We start from the raw sequence: 18,685 nt of genomic DNA, 5'->3' as shown, positions 1-18,685 counted from the left end.
GACTCCCAAAAAAGATAGTATGGTTAGAAAAAATTTTATTTCCCCCTGATTTTTCACAAAAAGAATGCCCTTTCCGTGGTTTTTGGCCTCCACTTCCAGGGCACTCTCTTCTTCTAAAAATGTTTCTATGCGATCCCCTTGCTCTCGTCAGACTGTTTTTCTCTTTGCTGCTCTAACCGTTCCTTTTCAATCACATTCATCACCAGCATTTGGAGCCGGTTTTCCAGGTTGGCGAAGCTGACGTCCGGATCATAGTCCAGCGGCAGGATCTGGGCATCGGGATAGTATTCCTTCAGCTTCTTAACGATCCCCCGGCCTACCACATGGTTTGGCAGACAGCCGAAGGGCTGCAGGATAACGAACGCCCGGCAGCCATGAGCGGCATGATGGAGGATCTCCCCCGGGATCAGCACTCCCTCTCCCGCGTCAAAAGTATGGGGGATCACCGGATCGCTTCTCTTGACCAGTTCCGGCAGACGGCAGGCCCGCTCATACAGCGGATGCCCTTTTGCGATGCGGTCTGTCAGATCATGGGCGATATCAAAAACTTTATTTGCCAGCCTATTCCAGAGTTTCTCCCGCAAAGGCCTATGTATATGGTATTCTTTCACCTGACTGTCTTTGTTAAAGTAAATCTTGCGGATCACGTCCGTCATGCGGGCCTCGATCACTTCAAATCCATTTTTCTCCAGATAGACCTCAATATCATGGTTCGCTCCCGGATGGAAGTTCAACAGATATTCTCCTACGATCAGTACCTGCGGTTTGGGTCTGCCGCGGTCATACGCAACCGCTTTCATCACCTCTATCGCCTGGCGGAAGCCTTTCCGCGCTCCACGGACTCCCCCTTTTTCCATCCCATCGATCAGAAGATCCATGGCCTTCTCAAAAGCGGCATCCGCGCTTCCTTCTTCCTTTTCATAGGGCCGGATTTTCCGCAGCAGTTCTTCCAGCACATCGATCATGGGCAGGCCGACGGCGATCCGAATGGAAGCCGCCAGATTCATCCGGTAGCCTGGATGGAGATTGTGGCTGTCTTTATCATCGTTAGTCAGCACGGGGACCTGGGCATATCCCGCATCATCCAGCGCTTTCCTGAGCAGAGCCCCGTAATGGGTCAGCCGGCAGTCGCCCACGTATTTGGCCATAGCCACCGCCACATGGTCAAGGTCATACCTGCCGCTCCTCAACGCGGCCAATGCTTCTCCGATCACTACCTGAGCCGGAAAGCAGATATCGTTGTGGACATACTGTTTCCCCAAGCGGATAGCCTCTTCCCTGCCGATCTCCAAGGGCTCCGTCCGAAGCCCCTGCCCCTTCATGGCCGCCGACATCAGACGGCTGAAAGCGTGGGATGTATTGGGGACCAGGACTACCCGTTCCGCCTTATCTTTTGTAGTAAATTTCACCGGATAAGGGTCTTCCAGAGCTTTCACTTTTTTTGCGGTTCCCTGGCTGCGCCGCATATTCAAAGTCTCCACAAAAGAGCGCACCCGGATCCTGAGCGGCCCCTGGATGTCGCTTTCATCCAGCTTGACCACCAGAGGCGTTTTCCCTGAGATTTCATTCATCAGCCTTATGATCTCATCGGAGAGATAGGCATCGTGACCACAGCCAAAGCTTACGATCTGGACATATTCCAGCCTTGGATCCTGGGCTGCCAGGATTGCGGAAGACAGCATCCGGGCGTGGTAATTATTTACAATGTCCAGCCTGCTCCTTTTCAATTCCACTTCACTGAGTTTTGGCAGTGAATCTGCCGTCAGCACGGGAATCCCAAGGTCTGTAAAGAAGGAAGGCAGATCGTGGTTCACCAGGGAATCCGTCTGATAGGGCCTGGCCGCCAGCACCACCGCGTATTTCCCTTCTCGCTCCGCCTCTTCCAAAACCTTGGCCCCCGCTTCTTCCATCTGCCTGCGGAAGCTTGCCATAGCCGCTTCTGCCGCTCGGACTGCCCTCTTCGTCTCCTCTCTCGGTACCTGGAATCTTTCTTCCATATAAGAGATCAACTGATCCTTGCGGTCTTCCTTGGTATTCCAGAAGAACAAAGGCGTCTCCAAAGGGATTCCCCACTCTGTCTTGGGATTGTCTGAATTGCGGATGACCAGCGGATATCCCTTGACCACCGCGCACATAGACTCGCTGGTCTTTTCCTGATTTTCCGGCGCCACCGTACTGATGGAGGGGAAAAAGATTAGGTCTGCTTTCTGTTTCACCAGATTCCGCATATGTCCGTGGACTAATTTAGCCGGAAAACATACAGTATCCGAAGTCACAGACCGCAGACCGCTCTCGTACATTTTCCGAGTGCTGGGTTTTGACAAACATACCCCGAAGCCCAACACTTTGAAAAATGTAGTCCAAAAGGGCATACTATCCCAGAAGAACAGCACTCTTGGAATTCCGATGGTCGTATTTCTCTCAGTCCTCGGTTCTGGATATGGGTAATCCTGGAACAGAAGTTTCCGGCGAAGCCCAAACAGATCCGGCGTCTTCTCCTTTTCCTGCTGCTTGTCCCTCAACCGGGACTGGACCGTCTCATCTTTGGGATCTCCCACGATCTCTCCCTTCTCACACCGGTTATTCGTCACCCAGGAATTCCCGTTTGAGAACCGGATAATGCTGCGTCTGCAGTGATTCCCGCAGAAGGGGCAGGGTTCATCCGCCTGCTGGGTATACGTGAATGCCTCCAGGTTCTCTAATCCAATGAACGTCCTCTGCCCATCCTGCATCCGTTCTTTGGTCAGGAGCGCCGCGCCTATGGCTCCCATAACGCCGGGATACGGCGCCCGGATCACCTTTCTTCCCGTATACTGCTCCAGCGCTCTTAATACCGCGTCATTCTGGAAAGTCCCTCCCTGGACTACGATCTTATCTCCCAGGCTGTCCAGATTGGAAGTCCGGATGACTTTGGTAAACACATTTTCAATGATCGATCGGCATAGGCCCGCCATAATATCTCCCGGCAGCTTTCCGTTTCTCTGCTCCGTCACAATACTGCTGTTCATAAAAATCGTGCAGCGGCTGCCTAAGACGGCCGGATCCTCTGATTTGAAAGCCGCCTGCGCGATCTTCTCCACCGGGATGTGCAATGTAGAGGCGAAATTCTCCAAGAACGATCCGCAGCCGGAAGAGCAGGCCTCATTGACCACAATATTGGTGATTATCCCGTCTTTCAGCCAGACCGCTTTCATGTCCTGGCCGCCAATATCCAGAAGAAAGGTAGCTCCCGGATAATATTTCAGCGCCGCCTTTGCGTGAGCTACCGTCTCTACCACATGGCACTCCGCGGAAAATGCCCTGGCAAAAAGCTGTTCGCCGTATCCGGTGGTACCCGCCCCCAGGATCTCCAGATCAGCTCCCGCGCCGCGGTACTTATCCCGCATAGCAAGAAGGGCTCTCTTGGCTACGGCAAGAGGATCCCCCTCATTAGGCGCGTAAAAGGTGTCCAAAAGCTGTTCTGTTTCATCCATCAATACGAATTTTGTAGTTGTGCTCCCGGAATCAATACCAAGATAGGCCCGTACCGTCTCTCCCGCCTTGGGCTGATATGGTTTCCAATCCGGCAGGGCGTGCCGCTTCTCAAACTCTTCCCGCTCTTCTCCTGATCGGAAGAATGGCGTTCCCTGCTTTCCGCTTTTTTCCTCCTCTTTGATCCAATCCAGATCCTCCGCCAGCCGTTCCGGCTTTCGCGGCCGCTCCTGCCGCCCTTTTAATTTCTTTAGCGATAGAGCGGCCCCCCAAGCCATCATAAGTTCCGGGCGTTCCGGGATCAAGATCTCCTTTTTTGTCAGCCCCAGGCGGCTGGCGAACACTTGGATCAAGACCGGATTAAAGGTCAGCGGGCCTCCCTCAAAGACTACCGGGCTTTTGATATCCAGCCCCTGGGCCAGTCCTCCGATGGTCTGTTTCGCAATGGCATGAAAGGCGGACAGGGCCAGATTTTCTTTAGATACTCCCTGATTCAGAAGCGGCTGTATATCTGTCTTAGCGTATACGCCGCAGCGCCCTGACACAACATAGACGGTATCCCCCTTCCCCGCCATTTCGTTAAACTGCTCGATCGGTACATTTAAGATCGAAGCGATCTCGTCGATAAACGCTCCTGTTCCCCCCGCGCAGCTTCCATTCATCCGCATGTCCGATGCCTCAAGCTGATGGGTCGTCTCATTTTCCCGAAAGAAAATAATCTTCGCGTCCTGGCCGCCAAGCTCGATCGCCGTTCCTACGTTCTCGTATCTTGTCTGGAGGGCGATGGAGTTGGCCACAACCTCCTGTATATAAGAGACCTTCAGCTCATCCGCCAGATTCTTCGCTCCAGATCCTGTCAGAGCAAGATAAATCCTGCTGTCCGGGAAACGCTCTCCCAATTTTCTAAGCGCGTCAGAGACGCTTTTGATCTGGTCCGCGTGATGGCGTCTGTACTCGGAATATAAAATCTTTTGTGTCCCCGAATCCATAGCAGCGATCTTGGTGGTAGTACTCCCCACATCGATCCCCACATCCAGGATACTTTTCTCTCGTCTCATCGTTTTCTATTCCTCGCTCTCTTTTGCAGCTTTCTGTTAAACAAATCTAACCGGTTTCTATTATAGCACTATCTTTCCGTTCTCTCTAATGATTTCTTTAAAATTTTACTTCTTGCTTTTGCCAGTTGATCTGCTCCAGCATCCGGTAGAATTTCCGGTACCGCTCCCGTTCTTCCTGTCTGCACACGCAGTAGTAGGTGGTCTCCGCCGATGGATCCCGGATAGGGATCAGCTTCTTCCCCTCCATATTCCCGCTCCTTCCAGCCATGATATCTGAGGCGAACGATGGGAAGGCGCCTGTTCCCGCCACTTCTCCAAAAGCGTCATACTCATTCATCAGGAGGAAATGAGCGTTTGGCAGTTTCTCCCGGCACATTTCATACCAGAATCCGATCTCTGTGTACAGAAGCAGGTTCTGCCCGTCAATGTCTTTTAAGGTAACTTCCTCCCGTTCTGCCAGCGGATGGGTATATGGCACAACAAGAGACAGGGTTTCCTTCCGGTAGGGAAAGGCGTACACTCCTTCTTCTTTTGGCTCTTCATGGAGGACCGCCATCTGATACCTGCCTTTATCGAGGCCGTCCAGCAATTCCTCATCCCAGTTCCGGATCTCTGATGCAATGGTCATCCCTGTGTAGCAGCGGGAGAGCACCGGAACCAGATCCGCGATGGGGACCGGCGCGCAGGAGCCCAGAGTGATCGTTCTCCTGCTCCGGTCCAGAAGTCTGACCCGTTCCACCATATCCCGCTCTTGTTCCAGGATCTTCTGCGCGTACTGAGCCGTCAGCCTTCCATTTTCATTTAGCGCGATCCGGTTCTTAGTCCTTTCAAATAACGGAACCCCTATCACTTCTTCCAGCTTCCGCATAGAGCGGGTCAGGGCGGGCTGCGATAAATGCAGCTGTTCCGATGCGGCAGACAAAGTGCCGTACTCTTCAAAAGCGACCAATTGTTCCAAAAGATAGATTTCAATCATAACTTACTCCTTTAATCTTTCGATTTATTTAATCTAAAACCATCGTTCAAACCCATCAGTATTACTTTTGATTATAGCACATTTCTAAATCCATATTGTACTTTTTTCTTTCCTCCAACTATAATCGAATCAAGATCAAGAAAGAAAACATTTTAAGGAGGTTTTTATCATGGAATATGCAACTTTAAATAATGGAATCCAGATGCCGTTGGAAGGTTTTGGTGTATTTCAGGTGCCCGATCCGGCCCAGTGTGAAAACGCCGTCCTGGATGCCATAAGCAGCGGTTATCGTCTGATCGACACCGCCGCCTATATGAATGAGGAGGCGGTTGGCGCAGCCATCAAAAAATGCGGCGTACCAAGGGAAGAACTTTTTATCACCACCAAGCTCTGGGTACAGGATGCAAGTTATGAAGCAGCGAAAAAAGCGGTACAGACTTCTCTTGACAAACTGGGCCTTGATTATATCGATCTGTATCTGATTCACCAGCCAATGGGCGACTACATCGGCGCTTACCGCGCAATGGAAGAACTCTATAAAGAAGGAAAGTTACGCGCCATCGGTGTATGCAATTTCTATCCTAACCGCTTGGCTGATCTCTGCGAGACCGTAGACGTGATCCCGGCCGTTAATCAGGTGGAGCTGCATCCATTCTTCCAGCAGGAAAACGCTCTGGCCCTTATGAGGGAATATGGTATTGTTCCGGAAGCCTGGGGACCATTCGCAGAAGGGAATCACGGAATCTTCACCCATCCGGTTCTGTCCAAGATCGGGGAAAAATACGGAAAGAGCGCCGCGCAGGCAGCGCTGCGCTGGAATATCCAAAGAGGCGTCGTTGTAATTCCTAAATCTGTCCACAAAGACCGGATGGAGCAGAATTTTGACGTATGGGATTTCACCTTGTCCGAAGACGATATGGCTGAAATCGCCAAGTTAGACTTAGGGCACAGCGAGATCGTAGACCACTCTGATCCAGGCTTCGTAAAAATGCTGCACCAGATGAAGATCCACGACTAATTCCGCAAGGATAATATAAAATCAGGCACAAGGGGAACCGCCCCTTGTGCCTAATTTTTATTTTCCAAAAATTTCTGCCGCCTGCTTCATATTCTCGATGATGGAGACTCCAAATGGACAGCGGGTCTCACAGGCTCCGCACTGGATACATTCTCCGGCATGGTGAGGCAGCACTTCATAGTGTTCCCGCACCGTCTCCGGCACATTCCCCTGGGCTTTCGCCAGATTCAGGAACTTCGTCACAGAAGCCACGTCAATCTTCTTGGGGCAAGGCGCGCAGTGACTGCAGTACATACAATGACCTTCCCAACTGATATTTGGAAAAGAGGCAAAAGCGGGAGCATAATCCTTCTCTTCCTCTGAGGCTTCCTCATAGGCCAGACTTCTCTGAAATTCTTCCACACTGTGAGCGCCCGCAAGAACCGTAGCCACCGCCGGGCGGGTCAGCGCGTAATGCAGGCACTGGCCGACTGTCAGGGCCTTACCGGCAGGGGACATAGACGCATCCAGAAGATCTCCTCCTCCGAAGGCTTTCATGACCGTTACGCCTACACCAAGCCGCTGACAGGTCTCATAAAGTTCCTGCCTCTGGGGATCCATATTCACCAGAGGCTTTTCATAATTTTCATCCGCCCACAGTTCATTCACATCCTCGCTGGCCGGCTGAAGGTCATAGCAGGGATTTACGCTGAACATCAGCACTTCAACGTCTCCGCTTCTCACCGCCTCCAGCGCCACTTCCGGGTTGTGGCTGGAAAGCCCGATGTGATGAATCACGCCTTTTTCTTTCAGCTCTTTCACATAAGCAAGGACGGGGCCTTCCGACACCGTTTTCCAGTCTTTCATGGAATCCACATAATGGATCATTCCCACATCGATATAGTCCGTCTGAAGCAGGGAGAGCATTTCTTCCATTCCCTCTTTCACTTCATCGATCTGACGGCTCCTTTTATACTGGCCGTCTTTCCAAACGGAACAGACATGAGACTGGATGATGAACTTCTGCCTTCTTCCCTTCATGGCCTCCCCAATGGCCGTCCGGACCTGAGGGTTCGATGTATAAAGGTCAAAATAATTCACTCCCCGCCGTTCTGCCTCGTCTAAGAGCCGTTTTGCTCCCTGGCAGTTGTCTTCCGCGAATCCCTCGCAGCCAAGTCCGATCTCACTGACTTTTAAACCTGTGTTCCCCAACTCACGATATCTCAATATAGTTCCCTCCCTGTTATATAAGTCTTCCAGATAAAATATCAGGGTCAAAAAAATTTTTGACCCTGCTGTCTAGTTATAGTTTATCAGACAAATATTCTTTTCGTCAATGCCGCTCTACTTAAGGGCAGCTCCGTCTTTAAAGGCATTTCCCACTTTCTCGCCCAATCTGTAATATCCGAAATGCACGGTGTCGTAAGTGATGGGCGAGAATTTCTCAAGGCTCAGTTCTCCATCTTCTCCCAGCACACTCTCGTCAATGCTGACATTCTTGATCTTTCCAAGGAATTTTGTTCCTCCGATCACGTCGATCAGCTCACACTCCAGCGTCAGCGGAAGCTCATTGATGACCGGCGCATGGACAAAGTTGCTTTCTGTAGTAGTAAATCCCGCCTTCTCCATCTTGTGCTCTTCCTGGTTCGCGGAAACAATTCCCACATAATCGCAAGCCGTCATGTGCTCCACATCCGCCACACTGACGGTAAAAGCCTTGTTCACCATAAGATTTTCAGTTGTTTTATGGCTGGACAGATCGATCATGATCTCGTCTGCCCCTACGATTCCTCCCCACGCCGCGTTCATGGCGTTAGCTTTTCCATTCTCGTCATAAGTTCCAATGATCATGACCGGCTGAGGGAATAAAAACGGTTTTGCTCCAAAGTCTTTTCTCATAATCAATAATAACCTCCTTTGATCATTTTCTGTACATACCATTGTAAAAGCTCCTTTTTCAAAAGTACAATGCCAATTTCGCAAGCTTCTATAACTGGGACGCATAATGAAAGGCCAAAAAACCCTTAACTTCCTCTTTCCTCCAACAATAGGTTGACCACTACCGGCCCAATGATGTTATAATATGATACCAGGGTCTCAAAGTCCTGCATTTCATGCCCGCATGAATATGCAGGACCTTGAGACCCGCAAAAACAGGAAAAAGGCGCCTGGCAGGGCGGCTTTTGACTGGTTTATAGAAAAAGAAGTTTTTGAAGAGGAATGTTATGTCTACACTAAGAAAATTTATCCAATATTACCAACCCTACAAAGGTGTTTTTTTCTTGGATCTTTTCTGCGCCACTTTTATCAGCGTAGTAGATCTTTTATACCCGCAATTCTTACGCAGCGCCATCAACGGTCTTTTTACCAGAAGCGCCGGGGAAATCATCTCCGCTCTTCTCCCCATCGGCATCGGGCTTTTTGTCATGTATGTCCTTCAGAGCCTGTGCAAGTATTATATCAGCTATCAGGGACATATGATGGGCGCCCACATGGAGCGGGATATGCGTGCAAAGCTTTTTGACCACTATGAAAAGCTTTCTTTCTCTTACTATGACCAGAACAATTCCGGTCAGATGATGAGCAAGCTGGTCTCTGACCTGTTTGACATTGCGGAGTTCGCCCACCATGGGCCTGAGAACCTGTTTATCTCCTTGATCAAGATCGTGGGATCCTTTATCTTCCTGTTTCTGATCAACTGGCAGCTTGCCATTCCTTTGCTGATCCTAGTCTTCTGTATGCTGGTCTTCTCCATCAGCCAGAACAAACGGATGCAGGCCACCTTCCTGGATAACCGCCGGAAGATCGGGGACGTCAACGCCAGCCTTCAGGATACCCTGGCCGGCATCCGCGTGGTACAGTCTTTTGCCAACGAAGATGTTGAAAGGGAGAAATTCGCCAAAAGCAACCAGGGATTCTTAAAGTCCAAGGACGATAACTACCGGTGTATGGGAACCTTTACCGGAGGCAATCTCTTCTTCCAGGGTATGATGTACCTGGTGACTTTGGTATACGGAGGATATCTGATCGCCCAGGGACGGATGGACGTGGTAGATCTGTCCATGTACGCCCTCTATATCGGCATCTTCATCAGCCCTATCCAGATCCTGGTAGAATTGATGGAAATGATGCAGAAAGGACTCTCCGGATTCCGCCGTTATCTGGACGTGATGGAAACTGAGACACAGATCCAAAACGCGCCGAATGCAAAGCCCCTCACCGACGTGAAAGGAACCGTTTCCTATGAAAATGTCTCCTTCCATTATTCAGACGACGATACGCTTGTACTCTCAAATGTTTCGTTTGAAATCCCAGCAGGCCGTTCGGTAGCTCTGGTAGGACCTTCCGGGTCCGGCAAGACTACCATCTGCAATCTGCTTCCCAGATTCTATGACGTGACCGGAGGCCGGGTGGCCATCGATGGAAAAGACGTGCGGGATCTGACGCTGGAATCTCTCCGCGGCCAGATCGGCATCGTTCAGCAGGACGTCTATCTCTTCTGCGGCACCATCCGGGAAAATATCGCCTACGGAAAGCCCGGCGCTTCCCAAGAAGAAATCATGGACGCCGCTAAAAAGGCCAACATCCACGACTTTATCGAAAGTCTGCCTGAAGGGTATGACACCTATGTAGGCGAGCGGGGAACCCGTTTGTCCGGCGGACAGAAACAGCGCATTTCCATTGCCCGTGTGTTCCTGAAGAATCCGCCGATCCTGATCTTAGACGAGGCCACCAGCGCCCTGGACAACGAAAGTGAACGCTGGATCCAGAAGAGCCTGGATGTACTGGCCCATGACCGGACCACCATTACCATTGCCCACCGGCTGTCTACCATACAGAATGCCGATGAGATCCTGGTAGTGGCGGATAATGGCATCGCGGAACGGGGGACCCACGAAGAACTGCTGCGTTTAGGCGGTATCTACGCAGGATATTACCAATAAAGCCAGGATACCTTCTTCCTAAGGTGTACTTTTAATCGTGGATTTTGTAATTCGCAAGAAGCATTTCCGCAATTCCCGGCGCTTCCGGGTCATGACTTCCCTTGCCTGTATCCAGGGCGCGCAGCGTTTCCATTTCGTCCTCTGTTAGTTCAAAGTTGAAAATATCGATATTTCCCGCGATCCGCTCTGGATTTGTAGATTTAGGAAGGATGATGAGACCGTCCTGCACCTCGAAACGCAGAATGACCTGCCCCGCGTTCTTTCCATATTTGGAGGCAATCTCTGTAATCGCCGGATTTGAGAGAAGAGCCTCATTTCCATGGCCCAGAGGCTGATATGCCTCAATCTTGACGTCATCTTTCTCCAGAAGTTCTCTTAACTCCCGCTGCTGGAAAAAGGGATTGCATTCCACCTGATTGACCGCGGGAATGGTGGCAAATTGAGGGACAAACTCCTTCCAGATCTTCGGCGTCATATTACTTACCCCAATGGATTTCAGTTTTCCTTCCTCTTTTGCTTCCTCAAGCGCTTTCCACGCGCCTGCCACATCGCCGTATGGCTGATGGAGCAGGCATAGGTCGATATAATCCACTCCCAGTTTTTCAAGAGATACGGCGATTCCTTTTTTCGCCGCCTCATATCCATAATCCTGAAGCCACAGCTTGCTGGTGATAAATATTTCTTCCCGCGGGATCCCACTGTCTTTTACCGCTTTTCCAACCTCTGATTCATTAAAATACGCCGCAGCCGTATCTATATGCCGATATCCCGCTTTCAGCGCCTGCAGCACCGCCTGGTAAGTCGTGCCGTCGTTGGGGATCATAAATACTCCAAAGCCTACCGCCGGAATACTATTGCCATCATTCAAAGTTATTATTCTCATATTGATCACTCCTTTCTTTATCTTTATTTTAAAGCGCTCTTTTTAAAATGTACAATTCCAAATCCGCATTTTAGTATAACCAAAACGTATACTATTATCTGAAACAAAACCGCTATGCTCGATCTGACACACAAAAAGCGAGGCAAAAGCCCCGCTTCCTGTTATATCCTGCGGAAAGACAGATCCAAGCACTGATCATCATGCTCCCTGCTCCGCAAAGTTTCCGGTATACAACTGGTAATACTTGCCCTTCTCCTGGATCAGCTCGTCATGAGTTCCCCGCTCGATAATGCGGCCTTGTTCCATGACCATGATACAGTCTGAATTCTTGACGGTAGACAGCCGGTGAGCAATGACAAACGTAGTACGTCCCCTCATCAGCGCATCCATGCCGGCCTGTACCAGCTTCTCTGTACGGGTGTCAATAGATGACGTAGCCTCATCCAGGATCAGCGCCGGAGGATCGGCAACCGCGGCTCTTGCGATCGCAAGAAGCTGTCTCTGACCCTGGCTTAAGTTTTCCCCATCTCCGGTAAGCATGGTATCATAACCATCTGGCAGACGACGGATAAACCCGTCCGCGTTGGCAAGCTTAGCCGCGCTGACGCACTCTTCATCTGTAGCATCCAGCTTTCCGTAGCGGATATTTTCCATAACCGTCCCTGTAAACAGATGGGTATCCTGAAGCACCATTCCAAGAGATCTTCTCAGATCCGGTTTCTTGATCTTATTGATATTGATACCATCGTAACGGATCTTACCGTCCGCGATATCGTAAAAACGGTTGATCAAATTGGTGATGGTAGTCTTTCCTGCTCCGGTAGCGCCGACAAAAGCAATCTTCTGTCCCGGCTTCGCCCACAGGCTGATGTTATGGAGCACGATCTTGTCATCGGTATAGCCAAAGTCCACATCATCAAAGACGACCCCGCCTTCCAGCTTGGTATAAGTAACGGTTCCATCCGCCTTGTGGGGATGTTTCCAGGCCCACAGATTGGTACGGGTATCCGCTTCTGTCAGATTTCCGTTCTCATCTTCCTTAGCGTTGACCAGCTCCACATATCCCTCATCTACTTCCGGCGTCTGATCCATCAAGTCAAAAACACGCTGCGCTCCGGCCGCCGCATTGACAACGAAGTTGATCTGCTGGCTGACCTGGGTGATGGGGTTAGTAAAGCTTTTATTCAATCCCACAAAGGTAACGACAGTACCGATGGTAACACCTGCCAGACCGTTGATCCCAAGGATCGCTCCAACGATGGCGACCAAAGCATAGCTGATCCACCCGATATTGGCATTGATGGGCATCAGCAGGTTTGCGTACCGGTTAGCCTTATTCGCGCTGTCTCTCAGCTTTTCATTGACTTTATGGAAGTCTTCCATAGCCGCCTGCTCATGGCAGAATACTTTAACTACCTTCTGGCCGTCCATCATCTCTTCAATAAAACCATCCACAGCTCCCAGATCGATCTGCTGCCGGATATAGTATTTCCCGGATAATTTAGAAAAATTAGCGGTAACAGCCAACATAACGCAGGCCGTCAGGATTGAGATCACCGTCAGCGCCGGGTTCAGCACGATCATGGTGATCAGCGTGGCAGTCATCGTGATCAGAGAATTGATGATCTGAGGGATGCTTTGGCTCAAAAGCTGCCGAAGCGTATCCACATCATTGGTATAAACTGACATGATATCGCCATGGGCATGGGTATCAAAATATTTGATGGGAAGCGACTCCATCCCGCGGAACAGATCGTCCCTCAGATGCAGCATAGTCCCCTGGCTTACATTGACCATGATCCGGTTATAAGTAAACGCGGTGACAACACCGATTCCCATAATACAGGCCAGGCGGATCAGATCAGATGCCAGGCCGCTAAAATCTCTGGAGCCATTTTTCATCATTGGCGTGATATAATCATCTACCAAAGTCTGCGGAAATGTGGCGCCCACTACGGTAGCGATCGCCGTGATCAGGATGCACACGACCACAAGCGCAAATAAGTATTTATAATAATGAAGCATATATCCGATGACCCGGCTGATCAATTTTGTAGCGGTCGCTACTCTGGGTCTTGATTTCTTTCTGTCTCTCGTCTCGCTCATAGATCAGTTTTCCTCCTTTCTTTCCTTTAAGCAGGCTGGTCAAAATCGCCGCCGCCTTCGATCTGCGAATTGTAGATCTCTTGGTAAATGGCGTTATGTTCCAACAGATTGTCATGGGTATCAAAGGCATTGATCTTCCCTTCGTCCAATACCAGAATCCGATCCGCGGACTGAACGCTTGATACACGCTGGGCAATAATAATCTTAGTGGTGCCTGGGATCTCTTTTTCAAAGGCCGCGCGGATGTTTGCGTCCGTCGCTGTATCTACAGCGCTGGTAGAATCATCCAGAATCAATACTTTTGGCTTCTTCAAAAGCGCGCGGGCAATACACAGCCTCTGCTTCTGACCGCCGGATACATTAGATCCGCCCCGCTCGATCCAAGTATGGTATCCCTGGGGCATCCGATCGATAAATTCATCAGCGCAGGCCGCCTTGCACGCTTCGACACATTCTTCTTCCGTGGCATCAGGATTTCCCCAGCGCAGGTTGTCGAGAATGGTACCGGAAAACAATGTGTTTTTCTGAAGCACCACAGAAACTTGGTTCCGCAGGACTTCTGTATCATATTGGCGGACATCTGTACCTCCTACACAGACGGAACCTTCATCCACGTCATACAGTCGGCAGATCAGATTGACCAGGCTGCTCTTTCCAGATCCCGTTCCTCCGATCACACCAATCGTCTCTCCGCTTTTGATATGAAGGTCGATGTCTGACAGGGCGTTCTTCCCACTGCCATGCTTATATGAGAAATTCACATGATTAAAATCAATCTGTCCGTCAGCCACACTCATGACCGGATCTTCCGGATCGGTCAGGTCCGGCCTCTCGTCCAGGACTTCCTCAATCCGTCGGATACTTGCCATAGACATGCTGATCATAACAATGACCATAGAAAGCATCATCAGGCTCATCAGAAGCGACATAATATAGCTGAATAAGCTGGTCAGATCTCCAGTTGTTAACGTCCCGCCCACGATATACTGGGCGCCGAACCAAGAGACCGAGATGATACAGAAGTAAACCGCGATCATCATTGCCGGACTGTTGAATGCCAGCAAAGCTTCCGCCTTTACCGAAAGGTCATAGAGCATCTTCGAGGCCTTCCCAAACTTCACATTCTCATGTTCTTCCCTGACGAATGCCTTGACTACGCGGATGGCAGTCACATTCTCCTGAACGCTGGCGTTCAGATCATCGTACCTGCGGAATACCTGACGGAAAATCTTCAATGTAACTACCATGATCGTTCCGATCACAATGATCAGGAATACGACCGCGATCAGGAACATTGCGCTTAACCGAGGGCTGATGATCAAACACATGCCGAAGCTGAATATCAGGTTGAGCGGAGCCCGCACCGCCACACGGATCACCATCATAAACGCGTTCTGGACATTGGTGATATCCGTAGTCATACGTGTGACCAGACTGGGCACACTGAATTTATCAATATTAGAGAAAGAAAACGTCTGTATATTGGCATAAATAGCTTCTCTTAGATTGGCCGACAGACCGGAAGCCGCGCTGGCCGCGTTTTTACCCGCAAGACCGCCAAATGTCAGACTTAAAAACGCCATAAGCACCATAAGCGCTCCATATCTGTAGACAACGCCAAGGTTATGAGCCTCCAGGCCGTTATCTATGATCATCGCCGTAATAAAAGGCATTAAGATTTCCATGATCACTTCAAGAGCGGTGAGTCCTATACATAAAAAGGTATCCCGCCTATAAGCTCCTAGCTGCTGTAAAACTTTTCTCACTGTAAGGTAACCTCCTGTCTTTGTTTAGATAGCTTTGCTCCGTTCTGGAGAAATATTTCAGAAGCTTTCCCGCAAGCTTCCACAGCTGTACTCTCTCTGCTTGGTCCAGGGCGCCGCAGATCTCCGACTCCATCCGAGCCGCCCGGCTCAAAAATCTGTTCCCTTCCTCAATCAGTTTCGGGGTTGGAAGCAGTTCCTTTTTGCGAATATCATCCGGATCCTCCCGAAAAGAAATATACCCTTCTTTTCTTAATTTTTTGATCAGTGTAGAAAGAGTGGATTTAGACACTCCCATTTCATGACACAATTCCGTAAGATAGGTTCCCTGAGGGTGGTGTCTTAGGATGTATACCATGAAATATATCTGGGATCCGCTCATATTCTTGTACTTCAGATCAGCTTCCATCTGCGCTGTCAGATTCAAGCCGATCTTCTTCAATACGAAGATCAGTTCTTCTGCTCTGAACTCTTCCGTCATTTTCGATACGCACCTCCTATAAATCTTTTCATGGGATTGTTCGCGTTCAAACAGTTCACAACCTAATCATTTCCCACAGAAAATTTTATCTCTGAATTCTCGAAATGTACAATTGAAATTTGTTATCTTCTATAAAAAACTTTTATAGATCTATCTGCCTGCTCTTTCCAGTGTCTTCTTAAACTGAATGGAAAACAGGATCGCCGTGAATGTCACCGCGATCAAATCCGCGATCGGTTCCGCCACATAGACAGCCATCGCCCGATCCGCTCTTAAAATCAGAGGCATAATATAAATCAACGGAATCAGCAGAACAAATTTTCTCATTACAGCAACAACAATGGATTCCGTCGCTTTTCCCAGCGCGTTAAATGTCAACTGGCAGGCTATCTGTATTCCCATCAGGAACATAGACCCCATATAGATGCGAAGCGCCGTCTTAGTATATTCCACCAGGGTGGCATCCGAGGTAAACATGGCCGCAAACCCTCCTGGCAGCAGCATGACCAGAGTCCACAGCAGAATGGAATATCCCAAGCTGACTTTCAAGAGCAGTTTAAAGGCCGCCCGGACTCTCTTTGTGTCTCCCGCCCCATAATTATAGCTGATAATAGGCTGCGCCCCCTGCCCCAGACCTTGAAGAGGCAGCATTGCGAACTGCATGACGCTTGTAAGGATCGTCATTGCGCCAACCGCGATGTCTCCGCCGTATTTCTGGAGAGAACTGTTAAAGCAGACAGAGATCACGCTTTCGCTGGCCTGCATAATGAATGTTGCCGCTCCAAGAGCCAGACAAGGCAGTATGATCTTGGGATTCAGTCGGAGATTTTTCCTTCTTATCTTCAGGAATGTTTTCTTTCCGCACAGAAAACGGACTACCCAGATGCAGGAAAGCGCCTGAGATATGATCGTCGCAAGGGCCGCCCCCCGCACATCCATATCAAAACCGAAGATGAAGATCGGATCCAGGATAATATTGGCAACCGCGCCGATCAGAACCGACAGCATTCCTGTCTTCGCAAAGCCCTGGGCAGTGATAAACGCATTCATTCCAAGGGTGATCTCTACAAAAATCGTTCCGATCGCATAGATATTCATATAGTTGACACCGTATCCAATGGTGTTCTCACTTGCTCCAAACGCCATGAGCAGATCTTTGTTCCAGATCAGCAATACGGCAGTAAGTACAATAGAGATTATGATCTGAAGCGTAAAACAGTTCCCCAGGGTTCGTTCCGCAGATTCCTTATCCTGCTTTCCCATAAATATAGAGGCCCGCGGCGCCCCGCCATATCCAACCAGAGCCGCAAACGTAGAGACGATCATGATCAGCGGCATACATACTCCTACTCCGGTCAGCGCCGCAGCTCCGATCTCCGGAATATGTCCGATATAAATCCTGTCCACAATGTTGTACAGCATATTGATCAACTGCGCCGCAACCGTTGGCAGCGCCAGCTTAAGGAGAAGCCTCCCCAAAGGTTCTGTCCGTAGGAACTCCTTATCCGCATTGTTCTGTGCGTTTTGTTCTGTCTGTTTCATACCTGTTCGCTTCCTTCCATTGCTTTTCTTGTATTCGTAAATACCCTGCGCAAAAATTCTGTGTACGTCTCCAGTTCTTCTCCGCTGAAGCCTTCCAGAATAGTACTCAGGAATTCTTCTCTCACTTCGTTGATGCTTTCTGTCACCGGTCCTGCCAAAGCGCACAGCCTAAGATGGATCTTCCTTCGGTCTTCCTTATCCGGCTCTCTTTCCAGCAGAGATTTTTGTATCAGAGACTCTACCGCCTTTGACACAGCCCCCTTGGAAAGCATACGCAGCTCTACGATATCAGCCGCCGTATCTTTTCCCGGATTATTCTGCAGAAAGCTGATGATATCCGCTTCAATGACCGTAAGATCGTGCTCTGTACAGACCTTTTTCAGCATCTTGTCATACAGACGGAACAGACTTCTAAGTCCCATAAATAATTCCGTTGTCCTCTTCACCTCTATACCTCTTTTCTGTAATTAGTTTCTAAAAAAACCGTTTCCAAAAGAACATTATACTCAAGTGTATTGAAAAGTCAAGCTCGCTGAAGGCACAATAATAGGGCAGAACATACATATTCAAAAAATATGCTGTCTGCCCTAATTCCATACAGTCAGATATGAGTCCGTTCTTTATTCCTTCCATATCCCTGCCGTAAGTTCCGAAAAATCAATCTGAAGTCTTTCCTCAAACACACGGACAGGTACTTTATCCTTGAATGTATACAGAGAAATATATGGAGCAGCCTCCCCTTCAAACCAGTAACATACAACCATCTCTCTCTTTACGTCCACGATCCAATACTCCCGCACTCCTGCGGTCATGTATTTCTGCACTTTGATCCCATAGTCCCGCTTCCTGGTGGATTCAGACGCGATCTCAATACACAGATCCGGCGCGCCATAGACCCCTTTTTTCGTAATCTTTTCTCTCTGACAGACCAAAGCGAGATCCGGCTGTATCACCGTCTTGTCATTCCGGTCCAACTGCACATCCAAAGGAGAGGGCAGGATCCGGCACGGTCCTCCCTGCTGCCGGATGAACAGCTTGATCTCGAAAAGAAGTTCCGTGACCAGTTCCTGATGGGTAAAACTGGGGGCTTCAAGGAAGAATAGCTTTCCATCGATTAATTCCGCCCTCACATCTTCCGGCAGCTCTCTGTAATCCTCCAGCGTATATTCATCCTGCCTCTTCGCGAAATACGGCGCTCTGCTGTCCCGCAGCGCTTCTTCCCGCGCATATTCCTCCGCAAACAGAACAGCCTCCAGCGCCCGAATGGTATCATAACGGGGGGAGCGTGTCTCTCCGCTCAGGATCTTGTTGATCGTGCCTGTGGGGACGCCGGAAAGCTGGGAAAGCTGTTCCGTTGTCAGTCCCAGTTCTTTCTTTCTTTTATTCAATTCTTCGTACAGCATAATCTTCCCTCCCGCATTCTGGATCTTTCAATCTGTTTCTATTTATATGATACATCCATAT

Annotated in this window: 13 protein-coding genes; 2 read left to right on the top strand and 11 right to left on the bottom strand. The window is 49.6% G+C overall.

Annotated features, from left to right (window positions below):
- Nucleotides 1–125: 125 nt before the first annotated feature.
- The gene (locus tag FND36_01465; protein ID QDW72817.1) at nt 126–4,529 is read right to left on the bottom strand and encodes an activase; all 4,404 of its coding nucleotides are present in this window, start codon (nt 4,527–4,529) and stop codon (nt 126–128) included.
- A gap of 97 nt (nt 4,530–4,626) precedes the next feature.
- The gene (locus FND36_01460; protein QDW72816.1) at nt 4,627–5,505 is read right to left on the bottom strand and encodes a LysR family transcriptional regulator; all 879 of its coding nucleotides are present in this window, start codon (nt 5,503–5,505) and stop codon (nt 4,627–4,629) included.
- Nucleotides 5,506–5,674: 169 nt separating this feature from the next.
- Between FND36_01460 and FND36_01455 the strand changes: the two genes are divergently transcribed.
- Complete coding sequence (locus tag FND36_01455; GenBank protein ID QDW72815.1) at nt 5,675–6,523, top strand: aldo/keto reductase; 849 nt, start codon at nt 5,675–5,677, stop codon at nt 6,521–6,523.
- Between the two features lie 57 nt (nt 6,524–6,580).
- Here FND36_01455 and FND36_01450 read toward each other — a convergent pair whose 3' ends face one another.
- A complete protein-coding gene (locus FND36_01450) occupies nt 6,581–7,729 on the bottom strand; it encodes an aldo/keto reductase (GenBank protein QDW72814.1) in 1,149 nt (382 codons plus the stop codon).
- A 117-nt stretch (nt 7,730–7,846) separates the two neighbouring features.
- Complete coding sequence (locus FND36_01445; protein ID QDW72813.1) at nt 7,847–8,401, bottom strand: flavin oxidoreductase; 555 nt, start codon at nt 8,399–8,401, stop codon at nt 7,847–7,849.
- 326 nt (nt 8,402–8,727) lie between these two features.
- On the opposite strand from FND36_01445, the gene FND36_01440 reads away from it, so the two are divergent.
- A complete protein-coding gene (locus tag FND36_01440; GenBank protein QDW72812.1) occupies nt 8,728–10,446 on the top strand; it encodes an ABC transporter ATP-binding protein in 1,719 nt (572 codons plus the stop codon).
- 31 nt (nt 10,447–10,477) lie between these two features.
- Here the strand turns inward: FND36_01440 and FND36_01435 are convergent, their stop codons facing one another.
- The 7 genes from FND36_01435 to FND36_01405 all read right to left on the bottom strand — a co-directional run bounded on the left by FND36_01435 (nt 10,478) and on the right by FND36_01405 (nt 18,624).
- Nucleotides 10,478–11,338, bottom strand: a complete 861-nt coding sequence (locus tag FND36_01435) for an aldo/keto reductase (protein QDW72811.1) — start codon at nt 11,336–11,338, stop codon at nt 10,478–10,480.
- A 189-nt stretch (nt 11,339–11,527) separates the two neighbouring features.
- Entirely contained in the window at nt 11,528–13,435 is a 1,908-nt protein-coding gene (locus FND36_01430) for an ABC transporter ATP-binding protein (GenBank protein QDW72810.1), read from the bottom strand.
- Between the two features lie 26 nt (nt 13,436–13,461).
- The gene (locus tag FND36_01425) at nt 13,462–15,201 is read right to left on the bottom strand and encodes an ABC transporter ATP-binding protein (GenBank protein QDW72809.1); all 1,740 of its coding nucleotides are present in this window, start codon (nt 15,199–15,201) and stop codon (nt 13,462–13,464) included.
- On the bottom strand, nt 15,167–15,679 hold the full coding sequence (locus FND36_01420) for a winged helix-turn-helix transcriptional regulator (protein QDW72808.1): 513 nt from the start codon (nt 15,677–15,679) through the stop codon (nt 15,167–15,169). The genes FND36_01425 and FND36_01420 overlap by 35 nt, the downstream gene beginning before the upstream one ends.
- A gap of 150 nt (nt 15,680–15,829) precedes the next feature.
- The gene (locus FND36_01415) at nt 15,830–17,221 is read right to left on the bottom strand and encodes an MATE family efflux transporter (protein ID QDW72807.1); all 1,392 of its coding nucleotides are present in this window, start codon (nt 17,219–17,221) and stop codon (nt 15,830–15,832) included.
- Nucleotides 17,218–17,667: a MarR family transcriptional regulator gene (locus tag FND36_01410; protein QDW72806.1), complete on the bottom strand. Its 450-nt coding sequence runs from the start codon at nt 17,665–17,667 to the stop codon at nt 17,218–17,220. Before FND36_01410 ends, FND36_01415 begins: the two co-directional genes overlap by 4 nt.
- A 174-nt stretch (nt 17,668–17,841) precedes the next feature.
- Complete coding sequence (locus FND36_01405; GenBank protein QDW72805.1) at nt 17,842–18,624, bottom strand: helix-turn-helix domain-containing protein; 783 nt, start codon at nt 18,622–18,624, stop codon at nt 17,842–17,844.
- Between the last annotated feature and the right edge of the window lie 61 nt (nt 18,625–18,685).

Source organism: Lachnospiraceae bacterium KGMB03038, from assembly GCA_007361935.1.
Lineage (GTDB): Bacteria > Bacillota > Clostridia > Lachnospirales > Lachnospiraceae > Massilistercora.
This window is presented reverse-complemented; position numbering and strand designations above follow the sequence as displayed.